General features: G+C 35.9%; 12 protein-coding genes. 2 read left to right on the top strand and 10 right to left on the bottom strand.

What is annotated here, in order from left to right; translation table 11 throughout:
* Positions 1 to 3: 3 nt before the first annotated feature.
* The 5 genes from J2772_RS21685 to J2772_RS21665 form a co-directional block, all read right to left on the bottom strand.
* Entirely contained in the window at positions 4 to 1,974 is a 1,971-nt protein-coding gene (locus J2772_RS21685; RefSeq protein WP_209920389.1) for a T9SS type A sorting domain-containing protein, read from the bottom strand.
* Positions 1,975 to 1,982: 8 nt separating this feature from the next.
* A complete protein-coding gene (locus J2772_RS21680) occupies positions 1,983 to 4,229 on the bottom strand; it encodes a S8 family serine peptidase (RefSeq protein WP_209920386.1) in 2,247 nt (748 codons plus the stop codon).
* 234 nt (positions 4,230 to 4,463) lie between these two features.
* Positions 4,464 to 5,693 (bottom strand): hypothetical protein, encoded by a 1,230-nt coding sequence (locus tag J2772_RS21675; protein WP_209920383.1) that lies wholly within the window; start codon positions 5,691 to 5,693, stop codon positions 4,464 to 4,466.
* Between the two features lie 13 nt (positions 5,694 to 5,706).
* Entirely contained in the window at positions 5,707 to 5,943 is a 237-nt protein-coding gene (locus J2772_RS21670) for a hypothetical protein (protein ID WP_209920381.1), read from the bottom strand.
* The gene (locus J2772_RS21665; RefSeq protein WP_209920378.1) at positions 5,943 to 7,142 is read right to left on the bottom strand and encodes a hypothetical protein; all 1,200 of its coding nucleotides are present in this window, start codon (positions 7,140 to 7,142) and stop codon (positions 5,943 to 5,945) included. The genes J2772_RS21670 and J2772_RS21665 overlap by 1 nt, the downstream gene beginning before the upstream one ends.
* Positions 7,143 to 7,637: 495 nt before the next feature.
* Between J2772_RS21665 and J2772_RS21660 the strand changes: the two genes are divergently transcribed.
* Positions 7,638 to 8,438, top strand: a complete 801-nt coding sequence (locus tag J2772_RS21660; protein ID WP_209920375.1) for a helix-turn-helix domain-containing protein — start codon at positions 7,638 to 7,640, stop codon at positions 8,436 to 8,438.
* Between the two features lie 104 nt (positions 8,439 to 8,542).
* On the opposite strand, the gene J2772_RS21655 is transcribed toward J2772_RS21660, so the two are convergent.
* The 4 genes from J2772_RS21655 to J2772_RS21640 form a co-directional block, all read right to left on the bottom strand.
* Positions 8,543 to 9,694 carry an efflux RND transporter periplasmic adaptor subunit gene (locus J2772_RS21655; protein WP_209920371.1) on the bottom strand — a complete coding sequence of 384 codons (1,152 nt, stop codon included), beginning with the start codon at positions 9,692 to 9,694 and terminating at the stop codon, positions 8,543 to 8,545.
* Positions 9,695 to 9,701: 7 nt separating this feature from the next.
* Complete coding sequence (locus J2772_RS21650; protein WP_209920369.1) at positions 9,702 to 14,039, bottom strand: CusA/CzcA family heavy metal efflux RND transporter; 4,338 nt, start codon at positions 14,037 to 14,039, stop codon at positions 9,702 to 9,704.
* A gap of 259 nt (positions 14,040 to 14,298) precedes the next feature.
* The gene (locus J2772_RS21645) at positions 14,299 to 14,631 is read right to left on the bottom strand and encodes a hypothetical protein (RefSeq protein ID WP_209920367.1); all 333 of its coding nucleotides are present in this window, start codon (positions 14,629 to 14,631) and stop codon (positions 14,299 to 14,301) included.
* A 125-nt stretch (positions 14,632 to 14,756) separates the two neighbouring features.
* Positions 14,757 to 15,326, bottom strand: coding sequence for a Crp/Fnr family transcriptional regulator (locus tag J2772_RS21640; protein WP_209920364.1), 570 nt, complete (start codon positions 15,324 to 15,326; stop codon positions 14,757 to 14,759).
* Positions 15,327 to 15,885: 559 nt separating this feature from the next.
* Here J2772_RS21640 and J2772_RS21635 point away from each other — a divergent pair.
* On the top strand, positions 15,886 to 16,083 hold the full coding sequence (locus J2772_RS21635) for a hypothetical protein (RefSeq protein ID WP_209920361.1): 198 nt from the start codon (positions 15,886 to 15,888) through the stop codon (positions 16,081 to 16,083).
* A 349-nt stretch (positions 16,084 to 16,432) separates the two neighbouring features.
* Here J2772_RS21635 and J2772_RS21630 read toward each other — a convergent pair whose 3' ends face one another.
* The gene (locus J2772_RS21630; protein ID WP_209920358.1) at positions 16,433 to 17,239 is read right to left on the bottom strand and encodes an AraC family transcriptional regulator; all 807 of its coding nucleotides are present in this window, start codon (positions 17,237 to 17,239) and stop codon (positions 16,433 to 16,435) included.
* Positions 17,240 to 17,256: the final 17 nt, after the last annotated feature.

The following is a 17,256-nucleotide window of genomic DNA, read 5'->3' as shown; positions in this document are numbered from 1 at the left end:
TTACTAATTAATGATTAGTTTAAAAGTTTTTTTCTGAGTAGAAGTTTCCACGATCACGATATATGTTCCTCCTACAAGAAGTGAGTCTTTAATTTCATAGAATGATTTACCTGTTTCACTTCTTTCTTTAGCCAACCTTCCGGACATATCCAAAATTTTGATATGAATATCTTCGGCTTTAGACAAGCGGGCACGAATCGTGAAGTTTTCTCCGGCACGTGTAGGATTAGGGAAAATAGTAATACCTGTTTCTAATGATTGAGTTACCATTACTTTGCTTATTTTCAGACATCCATCTGAAGTAGTAGTCTTAATGGTATATTCTCCCGGCTCGTAGAGCTTAACATCAGGACGGGTACTTGTAAATCCATTATCCGAAGTCCATTGATAGTGGGTTCCTCTGTTATCAATATTTTTTGAAGCATCCAGTTCTATGAATCCGTTTTGAGGAAGCACATAACTTTCAGCAAACCCTGTATCAACGGAAGCAAAACTGTTAATCTCAAAATTGAAACGAGAAGATGTATTCGTTTTATCCAGAATTTCCATCGTATAACTTCCAGCTGCAAGGTTATTAAAATCTACTTTGGAGGTTTGAGAAGTTTGATTTTGTACCAACATATTATCTTTGGTAAGATAGATTTTATATGGTGCTGTTCCCCCTTGGATGTTAAGTTTCAATGCTCCAAAACTATTATTACAACTGCCTTGTATAATTTCTTTTGCTAATAATAATTTTGAACCTAAAGCAAAGGTAAATACATCCGTCCCTGAAAAATCTTTGTCGAAGACTACGTCCTTGAAATGAGCAAATCCTTTATCATCAATCGATGCTACCGGATAGGTTTCCAGATCTGTATTATTGAAATCTCCCTTTCCGGACCTGTCAATAATCAATGATATTTTTTCCCCTTCAGGAATTACAGGGATGATATCTTTAATGTAAAAAACAACTTCTGTTGGGAAAGATTCGTTTTTCTTTTCACCCGATAATCGTATTTTCCATTTTCTTTTTAAAAGCTGCTGGCCTAATACTTCTCTACCTAGCTCTAATCCATCCCTGCTATTTCCCCAAACTAAAAAAGTCTGATCGGGTAATTGTGCCGTATTTGTTTTATTGTTAACGGCTAATTCTTTACTGGCAATGATTAACCGTTTATTTTCTGAAGTACTGGTAGATTGTTTCTGATAAAGCCCAGAATATTGGTCTATGCCAATACCGGCCACATTTTCAGGATAATCTGTATAGTCTTCTTTTTTCCATACTTTTATGCTTTTTGAACTTAGATATTCGGTCATAGGAATGGTAACTCCATATTTTATAGCTAAATATGAATTGACTCTATCTCGTTCATTTTGAGTTAAAATTTTGCGGTAAATAAAAAATTCCGGTAATTTTCCTTTAAAAGCATTCCAGTTTCTTGTTCCTGCATCTTTCCCGATATAAATATTACTTTTTCCTGAGCTTCCCAATACATACCCTATTTTTTGGGAAGGCACATCAAACTTGGAATACATACTTAAGGAAGCTGTACTATCCAGTTTTTCAGGATCTATAGCATTGATCTGTTCATTATTATATCGAAAGAGATTGCCGGTACTGTAATACATTTCCTTTTCCCCTGAAAAATCCGTTGAAAGCAAAGCGCCTTCTTTGTTTGTATTTTTATTCTGGTAGATCATGAACAGGTTGACCTTATTCAAGGTTTCCATCACGTAAGGGATTTTCAGAAAACTGGAAGTTCCGTCAAAGTCCAGTGCATCATTATAGTTAAGCAAACTGTATTTGGGTTTATTCTTTTCTGTTTCTGCCGAAATCGCATGTTGATTATTACTATAATCTGTATATAAAAGTGTTGCCGTCCGTCCCATATCCGACTTCAGCCAAAGGCTTACTTCTCCTACCCCCCCAGGGCTTTGGGAAAACGTAAAGGAACTGAAAGACAGAAAAATGATTCTATATAAATAATTCATGGTCTCCTTTATTTAATGATTAGTTTTTTACTTATTTTCTGGGTTGAAGTTTCTACATAAAGAATATATGCTCCTCCTGGTAATCCTCTTACGTTTAAGGTTTTCATAAATTCTCCATTTGGGAAATTCTGAGAGCTTTCCTGGCGAATTACTTCCTTACCTGACATGTCATACAGCATTATCACGACTTTAGAAGTCTCTCCTAATCTGAATTTAACATTCACCTCTTCATGGGCAGGATTAGGATAAACTATTATTTCATCCTGTTTTACAATCTCCGTTTTTTTTGCCGGAACAGAGGCTGCTATTTTATTGACCGTTCTTGCCATTGATTGTGCCTTATACAGCAAAGGGAGCTCTATATCTCCACAATCCGGATCGATATATGCTAAAAAATCGGCCCCCGGCTCCGTTTCAAAACCTATTGTTTTACTCCCTCCTGATGCATCAGGCAATAATTCTATAGATTTGGATGCTTTGTAAGTAACTTTTGCTGGACTCTTAATAACATTGGATGCTTTGATCTGTTTGGCTGTTCCTGCGAAATTAGGAGCATCAATATTGTCTTGTTCTCTTACCAATACGTACAAATCATCAGAATAACAGAAAGATACTCCGGAAAGGATCAGAGAAAAATTCTGGTTTCCCTGCTGAAGATTTCCTTTATGTTTAATGATCACCTGATATAGTCCATCGGGGTTTTCAATCTCCACTTTTTCGATATTGTCTACTGAATTGGCAGAGTTTCGGGTTGCAGCAGCAGTATAGTTATTAATTCCGCCCAGCTTCCAAGGATAAAAAGTCTGTGTATTCCCGGAGTCATCTTTTTTAACAATGGTAATATCCAGATCATTGATTAATGCTTTGGCCTCATCATCTGTAACCGTGTTTCCAATGTTTCCGGCTGGGTCTGTCCATGCTAAAGTAGCAACAAACGGCTGTTGATCAGATTTGGTAGCTACTGCATAGAGCCTGTATTCTTTACCATTAACCAGATTTTCTTCCTTAACTAATGTGCTTTTATTGTTGCTATAAATCAGCTGGGCTGCTCTCTCTGTATCCATCAATCCCCAACCGTAAACGTAATCGGGGCCTAAAGTGCCTTTATCATTGGCTGTATGAGCCAGAATAGCTCTCACAGAAGATGACCACATATAATTAGGATTAAGGGTTTTCCAGTATTGCTGTAATAGTGTAATTCCTCCGGCTACGGAAGCAGATGCTGAAGAAGTTCCGTTATAATATCCATAAGCAGAATTATAGGTTTCGATGGAAGAATAAACATTCTCTCCCTGAGCAGCAATATCCGGTTTGATCCTTCCATCATCCGTTGGTCCATAACTACTGAAAGAAGAAATTCCAAAATCAGAATCTCCATTCGGACTGATGTTTTCATTGACTGAAGTAACAACCAGAACATTTTTGGCAATACCACCACCCTCCAACAGGTCATACCCCTGTTTGGCAGATACCTGAGGAACAATGGAAGGATCTAAAATTCGTGCATTACCTACTGCTTTTACAATTTGAAAATAGGGAGCATTATACATGATATTATCCCAATCCTTTGCTGTTGTATTGTACTTTCCAAACTGGTACGTTTGCAGATATATCGGATCAAATCCGTAGCTATTATTCGCAATGAGCATTCCACCCAGAGCCTCTTCGGTCATTTCTGTTGCATCATTCACCCAGTCATAGGCTTTGGAGGTTGCGTCATAAGCAATACCGGTAGCATTAGGATTGCTGATATTATTACCAATCAGTGTACCGGCAATATGGGTACTATGTCGAGAGATGGTCTGATTCTGATTGACATGATAAGTGATTTTCCCTATCAGGAGCTGATGATTCACTCGTGGCTTTGAATAATCCCATTGCCCTATAATCATTCCCTGACCGGAAATATTAACACCCAGACCTTGTCCAGAATAGAACCTGTTTGCCTTAATCCGTTTGGAAGGATTAGCATTTAATGTCGTATAATACATCGGACGTCCTTGTTCATCTTCATTGATTAACTGCTTAACATTCTCTTCTTCCACAATAATCTCTTTAAACCCTTTCGATTTCAATCGGTTAATGGCTTGTATCCTCTGTACAGATAGTTTTTTCTGTACAGAAAGAATACTTCGCAAAGCAGCTTTCTTTTCAGCAGGAAAGTCTTTCTCCGTTACCTGTGCCATGACATTTGAATATTGGAAAAATAAGATCGCAATGCCCAGACTATATTTATAAGTTACTGTTGATTTCATATGAAAATATTTATTGTTTTTTAAAAGCCATATACAATCGCATCATCTTCATTCATGCACTCATGGCTATTTCATATTTTAAAATTTTTATGATCATCATGTTCCGGTTTTTCTATACGTTTCTGAAGTTTATCAATGATTTCATTTTGATTAATAATCTGATCATCTAGCGCTAAACTTCTTTGAATAATATTGCCATTACTCTTGTTCAAGTATATTGTTTAAATAGTTGATTTATTTTTTGTTCTCCAGGAGTTCTATTCGGTGGATCAAACGCTCTATCAGTATCTGTTGCTTTTTATTTTTTTCCTCTTCCGCTTGGAGTTTTTTATCCTGTTCGATAGAATATAAAGTCAGTTCTTCAATTTTTCCTAATAACTTGGCATCCATTGCTCCAAGGTCTATTCCATTTTTCACAACTTCATCCGCCGATGGAATGTTGGGCAGATGCCCTTTATCCTGAATATGCTTTTCCACTTCAGACAGTGGCATCAATTGGTAACCTTTTTTGAATACATAGTCTGCCCAGCCATTAGCCGAAGCGATATCTACTTTCACTTTTTCAGTTTTAATCCCGTCTCTTACAAACAGCTTGTATTTTTGTCCGTCCGGACCAACTCCATCAGCAGGAAGCCGATAAGAAAACTGCCCAATTCCGATGATACCATTGTTTCCGATAATCCAGTTTCCGATATTCAATTCATTGGTAGGTTGAGTGTTGAATGGAATAATATTATTTCCTATATAAATATTTCCTGTGGCATTATTGGCATCGCGTGCGTTATTGGAACCCAATGCAATATTATTGCTTCCTATATAGGTATTTACAAAAGAATCCTGTCCTACTACAGTATTATAACCCCCGTTATTCAATCTCATTAATGCAGTGGAACCTATTGCTGTATTTTTCGTTAAAGCAAGAGAAGCTACACTTCCCCAAGAACGGAGAGCCGAATTACCAACCGCTGTATTATAATCACCAGTGATCATCCCTCCTAAAGTATTTACTCCAACGGCAACATTATTATTTCCATCAACAGCAGATTGCATAGCATTAATTCCTAAGGCTGTATTTATACTTCCTTTAGTATTGTTGGTCATTGTATTATACCCTAATGCCGTATTGGAACTTCCGGTAGTATTTGAAATCATAGATCCCAAACCTACTGCTACATTGGCATAGTTCATGACAGGACTTTCGGAGGGATTTTCATTTCCACCTCCTATATATAAGTTGTAATTCCAGGTTTGTGAGTTCGTATTATAGAATACAAGTCTTCCGCTAGGTGATAACTTTATTTTTTCAACACCGTTCGTTTTAAAAACCAAAGGTTGATCATCTGTTGTTCCTATAAAATCAGTAGCAGAATTAGTCCCTGCATTCCCTGTTGTATTCCATGTCTGGGTTTGCGAATAGCTTAGAACATACGCTAAAATGGATAATGAGAATAAACACTTTTTCATAATAATAAGTTTTTTAGATTATTTTTTTATTTTTATCATTTTGTACCTTTAATATCTTATTCTCTTCCTGAAGTTCTTTAATATCCTTACTCATTTGAATTTGATACAAGGTCAATTCTTCAATTTTTTCTAATAATTTGGAATTCATTTCCCCAAGATCCAATCCATTTTTTACTACCTCAGCAGCAGAAGGAATGCTAGGCAGATATCTTTTATCCTGAATATACTTTTCGACTTCTGATAAAGGCATTAATTGATAGTTTTTTTGAAAACATAGTCTGTCCAACCATTAGCTGAGGTTATGTCTACTTTTACTTTTTCAGCACTGATACCATCTTTTACAAAAAGTTTATATTTAGAGCACTCTGTACAAGAAAAATTAGAGGTTCCTAGTCCCAGCTTCCCGTCAGCTGTGATTCTCATCCTTTCATCGTTATTTGTTTTGAAAACAAAAGGCTGGTTGTCCGTTGTTCCAATAAAGTTAGCCGCAGGATCAGTTGCGATATTCCCGGTAAGGTTCCAGCTGTTTCCTAAACTACCTTCTGAACCTTCGGTTAATATGACTTTGCCTTGAGCATCAACGCTGAGAAGTTTGGTGTTGGGTGTTGTAGTGGAAGCGGAGGTAAGATTTAATCCACAGTCATTAGTTACTCCACTGGTTATTTCCAATTTAGAAGAGGGATTTGAAGTACCTATCCCAACATTTCCTTTGTCAGGAGCAATAACAAATTTATTAAAGTACTGATATCCTTGTACATCACCAATATAAGCACGTACTATAGCCTCTCCCAATTGGGAGCCATGAGTTTCTTTAAATGACCAAAGTATTTCATTCTTGTAACGGCCAAACAGAACATCTGGTGGCCGCCATGACATTCCAGAAATATCATTATCATATACTGCCGGATTACGGAAATTGATATACTGATTTTCAGGATTATTGTTTTTACCCTTTAGCCAAAGAAGTCCTCCCGCAGGAATACCTGGCATTTGTATAGCTTCTGGTGCTGAGGTACCTATCCCTATATTTCCATTTGATATTATATCCATTACTATGGTGCCATCATTTACAAAAAATGCACGTCCTGCTCTTGTTGTAGCTTGATATTCTACTAAACCATCACTTACTCCAAAGCCTGATCGATTGTTGAATTTATTAAAGTATAAATCCAATTTTAAATTACTATTTGATCCTGGAATATTACTTCTATATGTTCCGCCCAGTGAAACATTTAAAGGATTGGGTGTATTAGTACTGGTATTGGAATCAAATTGCCCATTTCCCTCTGCGGTAAGTAAATGTGATGGATTATTGGTTCCAATTCCCACGTTGCCTGTAGTAGAATTTATGGTAGAGCCTACCACTCCATTAGGAGTACTTATTTGTGCCTGCACAAAAATAATTCCTAAAATGCTTAGAGAAATAATCGTAAGTAGTTGTTTTTTCATAACATAAGTGTTTTTTTATCACCTTGTTTCATTATTTCCAGCAATCCGGTTTCCGATATTTACTTCAATAGAAAATTCTATATTTTCCAATCTATATTATTCTCTAATATAGATAATAGCTTATACTTCGAATATGTTTTCCATATCAGAAATGTTTAACCTGCCCATTAAGAGAGATTAATATGAATGCTAAAAAAGTAATTGGATGGATCGAAAGATCTTACTCGTTTTAATTACTTAAGAATAATTATTGAGCAAGGCAATGCTTATAGACTTTTGCTTTTTCATAGTGTTTTTGTTTGAATCAAATCTATAGCAAAAGATATTTACATCCAACCCTTCCCATGAAAAAAAACATCATAATTAATAAATAAAACCAGTTAAAACATAAAATATTTAAGTATAAATAAAAATTATTATTTAACAATTGACTTAAAATCAAATGATTGTAAAATAAATCCAATTTTGTATCTTTGATATAAATAATTCTTTACTATGAGAATTTTTACACCCTTTTTATTTCTTTTTACCATTTCATTTCAGGCCTTTATTCTTGGGTCTTTCAATAGTATATCTTCTTCTTTGGAAAATAAGATAAAATATGTCTGTAGTATATATAATAGTACTGTAAATTCTTCAAAACATCAGATAAATGGTCCAATGCTATGGGATGATGAATTGGAAAAAGCACATCAGGAAAATTCACATCTAAAGCAATCTCATATCCAGGAAAGGAGGTTCTATACAGTCATTATTATAGCTTCAATCATTGCTCTACTAGGCCTTATCTATATGGTTTACAGTATCTATAATGAAAAAAAGCATTATAAAAATCTTTATCTTCAGAGCCTTAAAAAACAGGAAATAAAAAAACATTACGAAATAGAATTAAAAAATGATGATCATATTTATGAACTCTCTGACATTAATCCATTAATAGTAGAAAATATTCTTTCCGCCATTGAAGTTTTTGAAAAGGAAAAAAAATACCTTGTTAAGAATGCGTCGCTTATTAATATGGCTAAAGAATGCGGAACAAATACCACCTATCTTTCGAAAGTAATCAATCACTATAAAAAGCAAAGCTTTACTTCATATCTTAATGAGCTAAGATTAAACTATGCCATAGAACTATGGAATAACAACCCTAAACTACGTCATAAAAGTATCCAAGGAATTGCAGATATGACAGGGTTCAATACTGCACAAAGTTTCTCTAAAAAGTTTCAGGAACGATATAAAATACCTCCAACTCATTTTCTTAAAAACCTTAATCAGAAGAATAAAGCCAGCTAAAGGAAAGTCAAAGTAAAATGTTCTTAAGCTCAAAAAATTAAAAAAGGTTCTGTTTATTTTAGTAAACAAAACCTTTTTCTTTAAAACTTATTGGCAATAAGTGATTATTCAGCCTTATTCTTCAACATCATCAGAAGACTATAAGCTCCTTTCTGTACTATCTTTTTACCTTTTAAGAAGTCTGCTTTCAAAACTTCTGTAAACTGATCGTCTGAAATTCCGGTTACAACAGGAATCATCTTATATTTTGATTTTCCAAGATCCTCGAAAACATAGTTCTTATTTTCAAAAGAAACCACAGCATCATTCGGAAGTCCCTGAGTATATCGGTTGCTGATATTCACTTCCGCATTCACATACATTCCTTTTACAAATTCTGAATTGACAGATGATAGTTTAGCGATAGCCGTTGCAGAACCACCTGTTTCAATGCTTGGAACTACGCTTACAATTTTAGCACTGGATTTCACATCAGGCTTATGATTGTTGTACACCATAATTTCCTGCCCTACTTTTATATCGTTAACATCGTTTTCAAAAACCTTTAATTCTAAAAGTAATCCAGCTGGATTAATTAACTCAAATAAAGTATCTGCCGGATTAATATATTGTCCGTTATTCACAAGAATCTTGCTTACAAAGCCACTGAATGGCGCATATACATTAATTCTGCTTCTGATATTTCCAGTGTTTAAGCCTTTGGCATTGATTCCGATGATTCTTAACTTTTCTTCAAGGCCTCTCAATGTCGCATTTAAGGTTGAATAATCTGCCTGAGCGGTCTGCATCGTTTTATCACTGCTGGCTTTGCTGGTATTAAGGTCTTTCTGACGGTTAAAGTTCAGTCTTGCGGCTTCAAGCTGTGCTTTGGTTACCAGATAATCCTGCTGAAGCTGTATGAATTGAGGATCCTCCACTACAGCCAATACCTGACCTTTGCTGAAGTGGCTTCCATTAATCACATGGATAGATTTGATATGTCCGCCCATAATACTTGAAACTGAACTGATATGGGATGGAGCAATCTCTGCTTTTCCATTCAGACGCACCAGTTTTTCCATATTTCTGTCCTGAACAGACGTTGTGGTAATTCCCACCGACTGAATCTGCTGATTGGTAAGATGAACCGTGTTCTCTGTACCTTTTGCAAATTTTGTGTTTTCATAGACTGTTTTCTCCTCTTCTTTCTTGCCTGAACATGATGATAAAGCCAACACTAAAGCCAGACTGTATATTGATATTATTTTGAATTGCATGACGCTGTTATTTTGAAATTAAGAAATTAAGTTCTGCTCCTATCTGATTCAGTCTGTCCAGACTATCGATATAATCTGCCTTGGTTTTTACGGCCTGATTGACCAATATTACCCAATTCAGATAATCAATTTCTCCTAAATCCATTTGTTTTTGGGCTGTTTTTAGGATCGTTTCAGATTTTGGGAGCTGTTTCTGTTCATAATTTTCAATGATTCTCTGTTGATTCATATAGTTGTTCAACTGTTGCCCTAACCTGTTTTTAAGTTCAATTTCTTTTCTTTGATACTGATTTTCAGAAATAGCGATTTTGGCCTGTGCTGCTTTAGCTAATGCTCTCTGACCTTTAGTAAACAAAGGTATTCCTACTCCTACCTGAACTGAATTAAAACGGTTGTTATTAATGTTTTTCATACTCTGATTGGTGTAGCCGATAAGAAGCTCCGGAAGCAGCCTGCTTTTTTCAAGCTGTATTTCAGCCTCTCCTACTTTAATTTGCTGTTGCAGATACTGAAGTTCAGGATGTTGCTTTACCATTTCCTCTGAGACCTGAAGTCCTACATTCATTGTTGGCTTATCAGCAATAGGCTGGTAAGCTGTTTCAGACTGAAGAAGCAACTGAAGCTGCAGTTTTGCAATATTCAGATCATTTTCAAGAATGTTCAGTTGTATTGTTATCTGTTCTTTTTGAATTTCGGCAGTAGATTCTTCTAAAATATTGGCTTCTCCCTTTTTTAATCTTAAACCGGCCTTATCTGCGAAATTAGTATACAGCTGGCTGATGTATTCCAATACTTTTTTCTTTTCCTGAAGGACTAAGATCCTATAAAAAACGTCTGTAACTTCTTTGGTAAGCTGTGTTTTGGTAAGGTTCTGATTGATAATACTTGCTGTCCATTCTGCATCCAGCATCTGTTTTCTCTTGGAATAAACGGTTGGAAAACTGAACCTTTGAGAAATCCCGAATGAATTATCTGTTTCTTCACCCTGAATCTGTCCGAACGCTCCTGTAACTTCCAATTGAGGAATGTCCAGATAGCTGGCTTTTAATTTCTCCTGATAATCAGAGATTAATTTTGAATCTTTAAGCGTTCCGTTTTGTTGATATGCCTTTTCCAGCGCCTGCTCAAAGGTGATGTTTTCCTGAGCCTGTAAGCTTCCAAAAGAAACCATTAACAAGAAAACAGACAGTTTTTTATAGTTTATTTTTTTAGAGAATTTCATTTTATCTTTATTAATATGTTCAAATAAGACGTAGAGAATAGGTAAAACAAATAGAGTTAAAAGTGTTGCTAGCATCAATCCACCGATCACTACAGTGGCTAATGGTCTCTGTACCTCCGCACCTGCTCCATTGCTGATGGCCATTGGAAGGAATCCTAATGAAGCTACAAATGCAGTCATCAGCACCGGACGAAGCCTGATTTTTGTTCCCATCAATACAATTCTGCTGGTGTTGGTTATTCCGTTCTTTTTCAATCGGTTAAATTCTGATATCAAAACAATTCCGTTAAGTACGGCAACTCCAAATAAAGCAATGAATCCAACCCCCGCGCTGATGCTGAAAGGCATTCCTCTTAAAGCAAGAAAATACACGCCTCCAATTGCTGATAATGGTATTGCAGTATAAATGAGTAAACTGTGTTTTACAGAACCAAAAGCAAAGAATAACAGTAAGAAAATCATCACTAAAGAAATAGGAACGGCAACCCCTAATCTGGCTTTGGCCTCGTTTAAGTTTTCAAAAGTTCCTCCATAAGCAATGGTATATCCTGGTGAGAATTTCAGATTCTTCCCTACTTTTTGCTGGAGTTCCTCCACAACAGTCTGAACATCTCTTCCCTTTGCATTAAATCCTATAATGATCCTTCTTTTGGTGTCTTCTCTTTGGATCTGGTTTGGGCTGTCTTTAAGTTCTACTTTTGCCAGTTGAGATAGCGGAATTTGCTCTCCGGAAGCCGTAGGAACCAATAGATTCTGTATGCTGGTAATGTCTTTTTTATAATCATTATCCATACGAACAACGATATCAAACTTTTTCTCCCCTTCATATAAAGCACCTGCCGTTTGTCCTGCGAAAGCCATATTAATCACTCTGTTGATCTCGGCAACAGAAATATTGTATCTGGATAATTCGGAGCGGTTATAATCAATAACGACCTGTGGAGCGCCTTCAACAGGCTCTATGTAGAGATCCTGAGCGCCTTTTACCGTATTGATGATACTTCCCAGTTTTTTGGCATAGGTGGTAAGACTGTCAAGATCTTCTCCGTAAATTTTACAGACGATATCTTGTCTGGCACCGGTCATTAGTTCATTGAAACGCATCTGTACCGGGAACTGGAAGCTGGTTGTTAATCCCGGGATAATGCTTAATGCCTTGCTCATTTTTTCAGAAAGTTCAGGGAATGATGTTGCGGACGTCCATTCTTTTTTAGGTTTTAAAACAATAATCATATCTCCGGCATCCATAGGCATGGGTTCTGTCGGGATCTCTGCACTTCCGATCTTTACAACGATCTTCTGTACCTCCGGAAACTGTTTTAAAAGAATGCTGGAAGCCTGTGTGGTTACCTTTTTGGTCTCATTAATATTACTTCCCTGAAGAATCCTCATTTCAACAGCAAAATCACCTTCTTCCAGAGATGGGATAAATTCTCCACCCATTCTTGATAAAGTGAAAATAGCACCGGCAAAAAGAACAAGAACACTTAGAATGATTGTTTTTCTGAATTTCAGGGCTTTCATCAGGAACTTTTGATGTCCTGTTTCCACTTTGGCCATTACCCTGTCAGAAATATTGTCTTTTTCCTTTTTCTTTCGGCTTAATACTAATGAACTCATCATAGGAATGTAAGTAAGGGAAAGAATAAATGCCCCAATTAATGCAAAAGCTACCGTTTGTGCCATCGGTTTGAACATTTTCCCCTCAATTCCCTGCAGTGTAAAGATGGGAAGGTATACAATAAGGATAATGATCTGCCCGAAAACAGCACTGTTAACCATTTTTGTGGCAGAACTGGAAACCTGGTCATCCATTTCCTTTTTACTCAGCATATTGTCCTTACCAAAGTGCTTTTTATGGGCTAACTGGTGCAGAACAGCTTCCACAATGATAACAGCACCATCTACAATAAGACCGAAGTCTAAGGCTCCAAGACTCATCAGGTTTCCTCCAACCCCGAAGATGTTCATCATAATAATGGCAAACAACATGGCTAAAGGAATGACAGAAGCAACCAATAATCCGGCCCTGAAGTTTCCAAGGAATACAACAAGGATGAAAACTACGATTAAAGCTCCCTCCATCAAATTGGTTTTTACCGTACTGATGGTATTGTTAACCATTTTAGCACGGTCAAGGAAAGGCTCAATCACAACACCTTCCGGTAAAGATTCCTGAATCTTTTCAAGTCTTTGCTTAATATTGCCTATTACTTCGTTGGCATTTTCCCCTTTAAGCATCAATACAATAGCTCCGGATACTTCTCCAGTATCATTATAGGTCATGGCGCCATACCTTGTCGCATATCCAATCTTTACAGACGCTACATCCTTAATGTGGACCGGAATTCCTTCTTTGGTTTCAGCAACCTGAATATTTCCTATATCCTCTTTTGTTCCTAAAAGACCTTCACTTCGGATAAAAAGAACCGTTTCTTTCTTTTCGATATAGGCTCCACCAGTATTTTGATTATTATTTTCTAAAGCAGCAAAAACATCGTTGATATTGATATTAAAAGCCTGAAGTTTATTAGGATTAATGGCAATTTCATACTGTTTAAGCTTTCCTCCGAAACTGCTTACATCTGCTACTCCTTTGGTTCCCAGTAATTGTCGTCTGACTACCCAATCCTGAATGGTTCTCAGTTCCGTTTCGTCATATACATTTTCATAGCCTTTCTTGGCTCTCACCACATATTGGAAAATCTCTCCCAATCCTGTAGAAATAGGCCCCAGTTCAGGTTTTCCAATTCCGGCAGGAATATTGTCCTGAACGAGCTGTAAACGTTCCTGAACCTGTTGGCGGGCCCAATAGACATCTGTATCATCATCAAAAACAACAGTTACTAATGACAATCCAAATCTGGATAGGCTTCGAAGCTCTGTAATTCCGCTGATGTTGCTGGTTGCCTGTTCAATGGGAAATGTTACAAGACGCTCAATATCTGCAGCTCCATAAGAAGGCGCTGTAGTGATAATCTGTACCTGATTATTGGTGATGTCAGGCTGAGCATCAATGGGTAGTTTGGTAGTTTCATATACTCCGAAAAGAACTAAGCCTATAGTGAACAGAGCAATGATGAGTTTATTCTTTACAGAAAACTCAATAATTTTGTTTAACATGAAAAAATTATTTATAGATAACCACCAGCGTTGTATATGCGCTTAGCTATTCTTTGAAAGTTGAAAACCATCAAGATTTTATTTGTAGAATTTCAAACATTATAGATTTCCGTAAAATATACGGTGTTGTCTATAAAGAGCATTTTACAGTAAAAACGGTAAGCAGAATAATAATAATACGCTACTGATTAATTGATAAGCAATAAGAATAGACCACCTTAAGTAAAACTTAAAGTATTCATTTTTAATTTTAAATCCATTAAGAAAGCCGTGGAGGCTGGAAAATGTTGGAAAGGTAAAGGTTTGAAAAGTCTTTTTCCTGATAGATGCTGTTCTTCTGTGGAATTCTGATTTCCTTAGGTTTCTTAATTTCAAAGGTATAATCAGGAAGCTGTGCATGTACTGTAAGGACAATGGGCGGATTGATAAATGGCAGTTTTTGATCCAGATCCCAGTCAGCATCTTTTTTATGGTTGTCATAATGTTCCATAACGAATTCTGAAAGATTTCCTTCATATTCCATAAAATGTTCTACAAACATAGGCACCTTCAGAACTTCCCCCATATTGGTGGTAGCCAGTACATACATCATTGAACATATTATGGAGAACCATTTTAACATCCCTGCAAATATAAGGCTTAAATTTTTCCTGAGAAAAAAGAGAAAGATTAATTTTTGTTTAATTAAAAAGGTTTTTTGACTGTTTTGCTTATAAATTAAAGTTTAGATTTAAGCCTGCTTAATGTTTCCTGAGAAATATTGAGGTAGGAAGCTACCATTTTATTGGATAGCCGTCGGACAATAATTGGGTTTTCAGCCAATAACTGACGGTATTTTTCTAGTGCATCCTGAACTAGGAAAGACATCAGCCTTTTGGTATTCGTTACATAAGCTATTTCAAGATAGATTCTGTAGAATTTTTCCCATTTTGGCACAATTTCCAGAAGATGATAAAAGTCTTTGTGGGTAATGTAATAAACCTCCGTCTCTTCTACAGCCTGAATAAATTCTTCAGATGGTTCGGAAGTGATAAAGCTTACCAGAGCAGTAGCAAACTGATTTTCAAAAGCAAAATAACGGGTAGACTCCTGCCCTTCTTCATTGATGAAAAATATTCTGAGACAGCCATTAGCGACAAAAAAGGTTCTTTGGCTGGTCTGGCCATTGGTGAGAAGTAGCTCGTTCTTTTTTAATTTAATAGGTTTAAAATAAGACAGAATGGTTTCCATCTCTTCATCAGTTACCAATATTTTATCTTGAATATATGAAACTAATTGTTCTTCCATGTAATTAAGTCAGTCATCAGCAAATGTAGTGATAAATGCTTTATTAGTCCATGTTTCCACCGTGTTTTTAAAGTTCTGCTCTTTTGATTAATAGTTAAGAGTAGTCATTCATTAGCTTAATTTCTATATTTATTCCGCCTTAAGGAGCCAATCTACTATCACTAAGCACTAAGTTTGTAAAAACTTTAAGTTATTTAGAATTATTATTAATAATTAACAGCAATGAGACTATAGCTAAGATGAGTATTCATCGGGAGCTGGAAGAAAGAAATTTGAAATTACGATTTGTTGATTAATGAAGGGTTAGGTGTAATTGATCTTGTAGAACTTATTCATTTCATTTTCTCTATTTCAACTACCTTTTATAGCAATACCACATCTTTCTTTTAAAAATTTACAATCATAATAATGGAACAGCAGAGACAGCTTATTTTGAACGGAAATATGCCGAAAGTAATGTGCCAGATGTCTTGGCCGGCAGTAATTGCCATGGTTCCGCTTTGAGGACTGATGAGAGCATTGCAGCCTGTCACGGGAATGAAATTTGGGGCTGAAAAATATGAAAGAAGTATCAAAGCATATCGGATTTTCTCCTTTACAGGGCTCATGGTTTGGTTTTTCTTCTTTAGAAAATGCACGGCCGGCTACTGTGATAAGTATTTTAAGACAGCTGATATTATACATCCATGCTCTTCTCATTATTCCCATGTTGTACGGAATCCGAAGTATTTATATGGTGAGTCCCATTATAGAATGAATCGTGTTTGGTGGAGTAATTTACAAGATATGGCTTAATTTCAAAATGTTAAGGAAAATCAAAATATATTAGTAAATGATAATTTTTAATTAAAATAAATAATTTTTAAAAAAAATCCACATACCATGCGTTGCATAATATGAATTTTGCTTATATTTGTGAATCGAAATAATTTTTTTTCATCATTTGTGTTTTTTTAAGGTCTCCAGTCATGGGGGCCTTTTTATTTTAATAAGCTGTATAATTGGAAATTTGCTATTGATGTAATAAATGAACAAAAGGGGAATTATTCATTAAAATAAAAGTTGTAAATGCTTTTATATAGATATTTTTTGGTGAATTTTAATTATTAATAAGTCCCTTTTCCTTGACCTAAGTTAATGTTTTTCATAAAATCCGTAGGTCTGAACTGCATTACCGCCTGAAAACTTCTGGTGTACGCCTGCACACTCTTATACCCTACTTCATAAGCCGTTTCTGAAATTGTTAGGTTTCCTGAACTCAAAAGTTCAAGGCTTTTAATAATACGGAGCATCTGCTGATATTTGCTCAAAGTAAGGCCTGTTTCTTTTTTGAATATACGCTCCAGGCTTCGGGAAGAAACCAAAGCCAGTTCACCAAGGTCGTCTATTTTTATTTCTGTATTATAATAATGATGAAGGTGTTCAATCACTTTCTCCAGACGCTTATCTTTTGGAAGACAGATGTGGAGCTTCAGGGAATGTTCCACAAAATAAGGAAGCTCATTAAAAAGCGCTTTTAAAAATACAGTTTCACCGGAATCCTTTTTCATCAATTTGGACCATTTTTCGGCATATTTTATCATTTCCCTTAATACAGGAGGAACAGAAAAGACATTCACCTCATCATAAAAAGAATCTTTACTGTCTGTATCTGCAAACATAATCATCAGCTTGATCTTTTCAGAATGGGAATTCGTTTTATGTATGGCCTTTGAAGGGATCCAGGCCGCATAATTCTGGGGAAGAAGATAAATCTTTTCTTCAATCGTGATATACTGAAATCCACTTTCTACATATACCAATTGACCCTTTTCATGCTGGTGGAGAACATTATCATGAATCCAGTTTTCTTCAAACCATACAAAATAAGGTTTATTAAGCTCATCTATTTTGATACTGTCGTTCGCATTCATGTCGTTTCAGGTTAAAA

It is taken from the genome of Chryseobacterium jejuense (assembly GCF_017877355.1).
Classification (GTDB): domain Bacteria; phylum Bacteroidota; class Bacteroidia; order Flavobacteriales; family Weeksellaceae; genus Chryseobacterium; species Chryseobacterium jejuense_A.
This window is presented reverse-complemented; position numbering and strand designations above follow the sequence as displayed.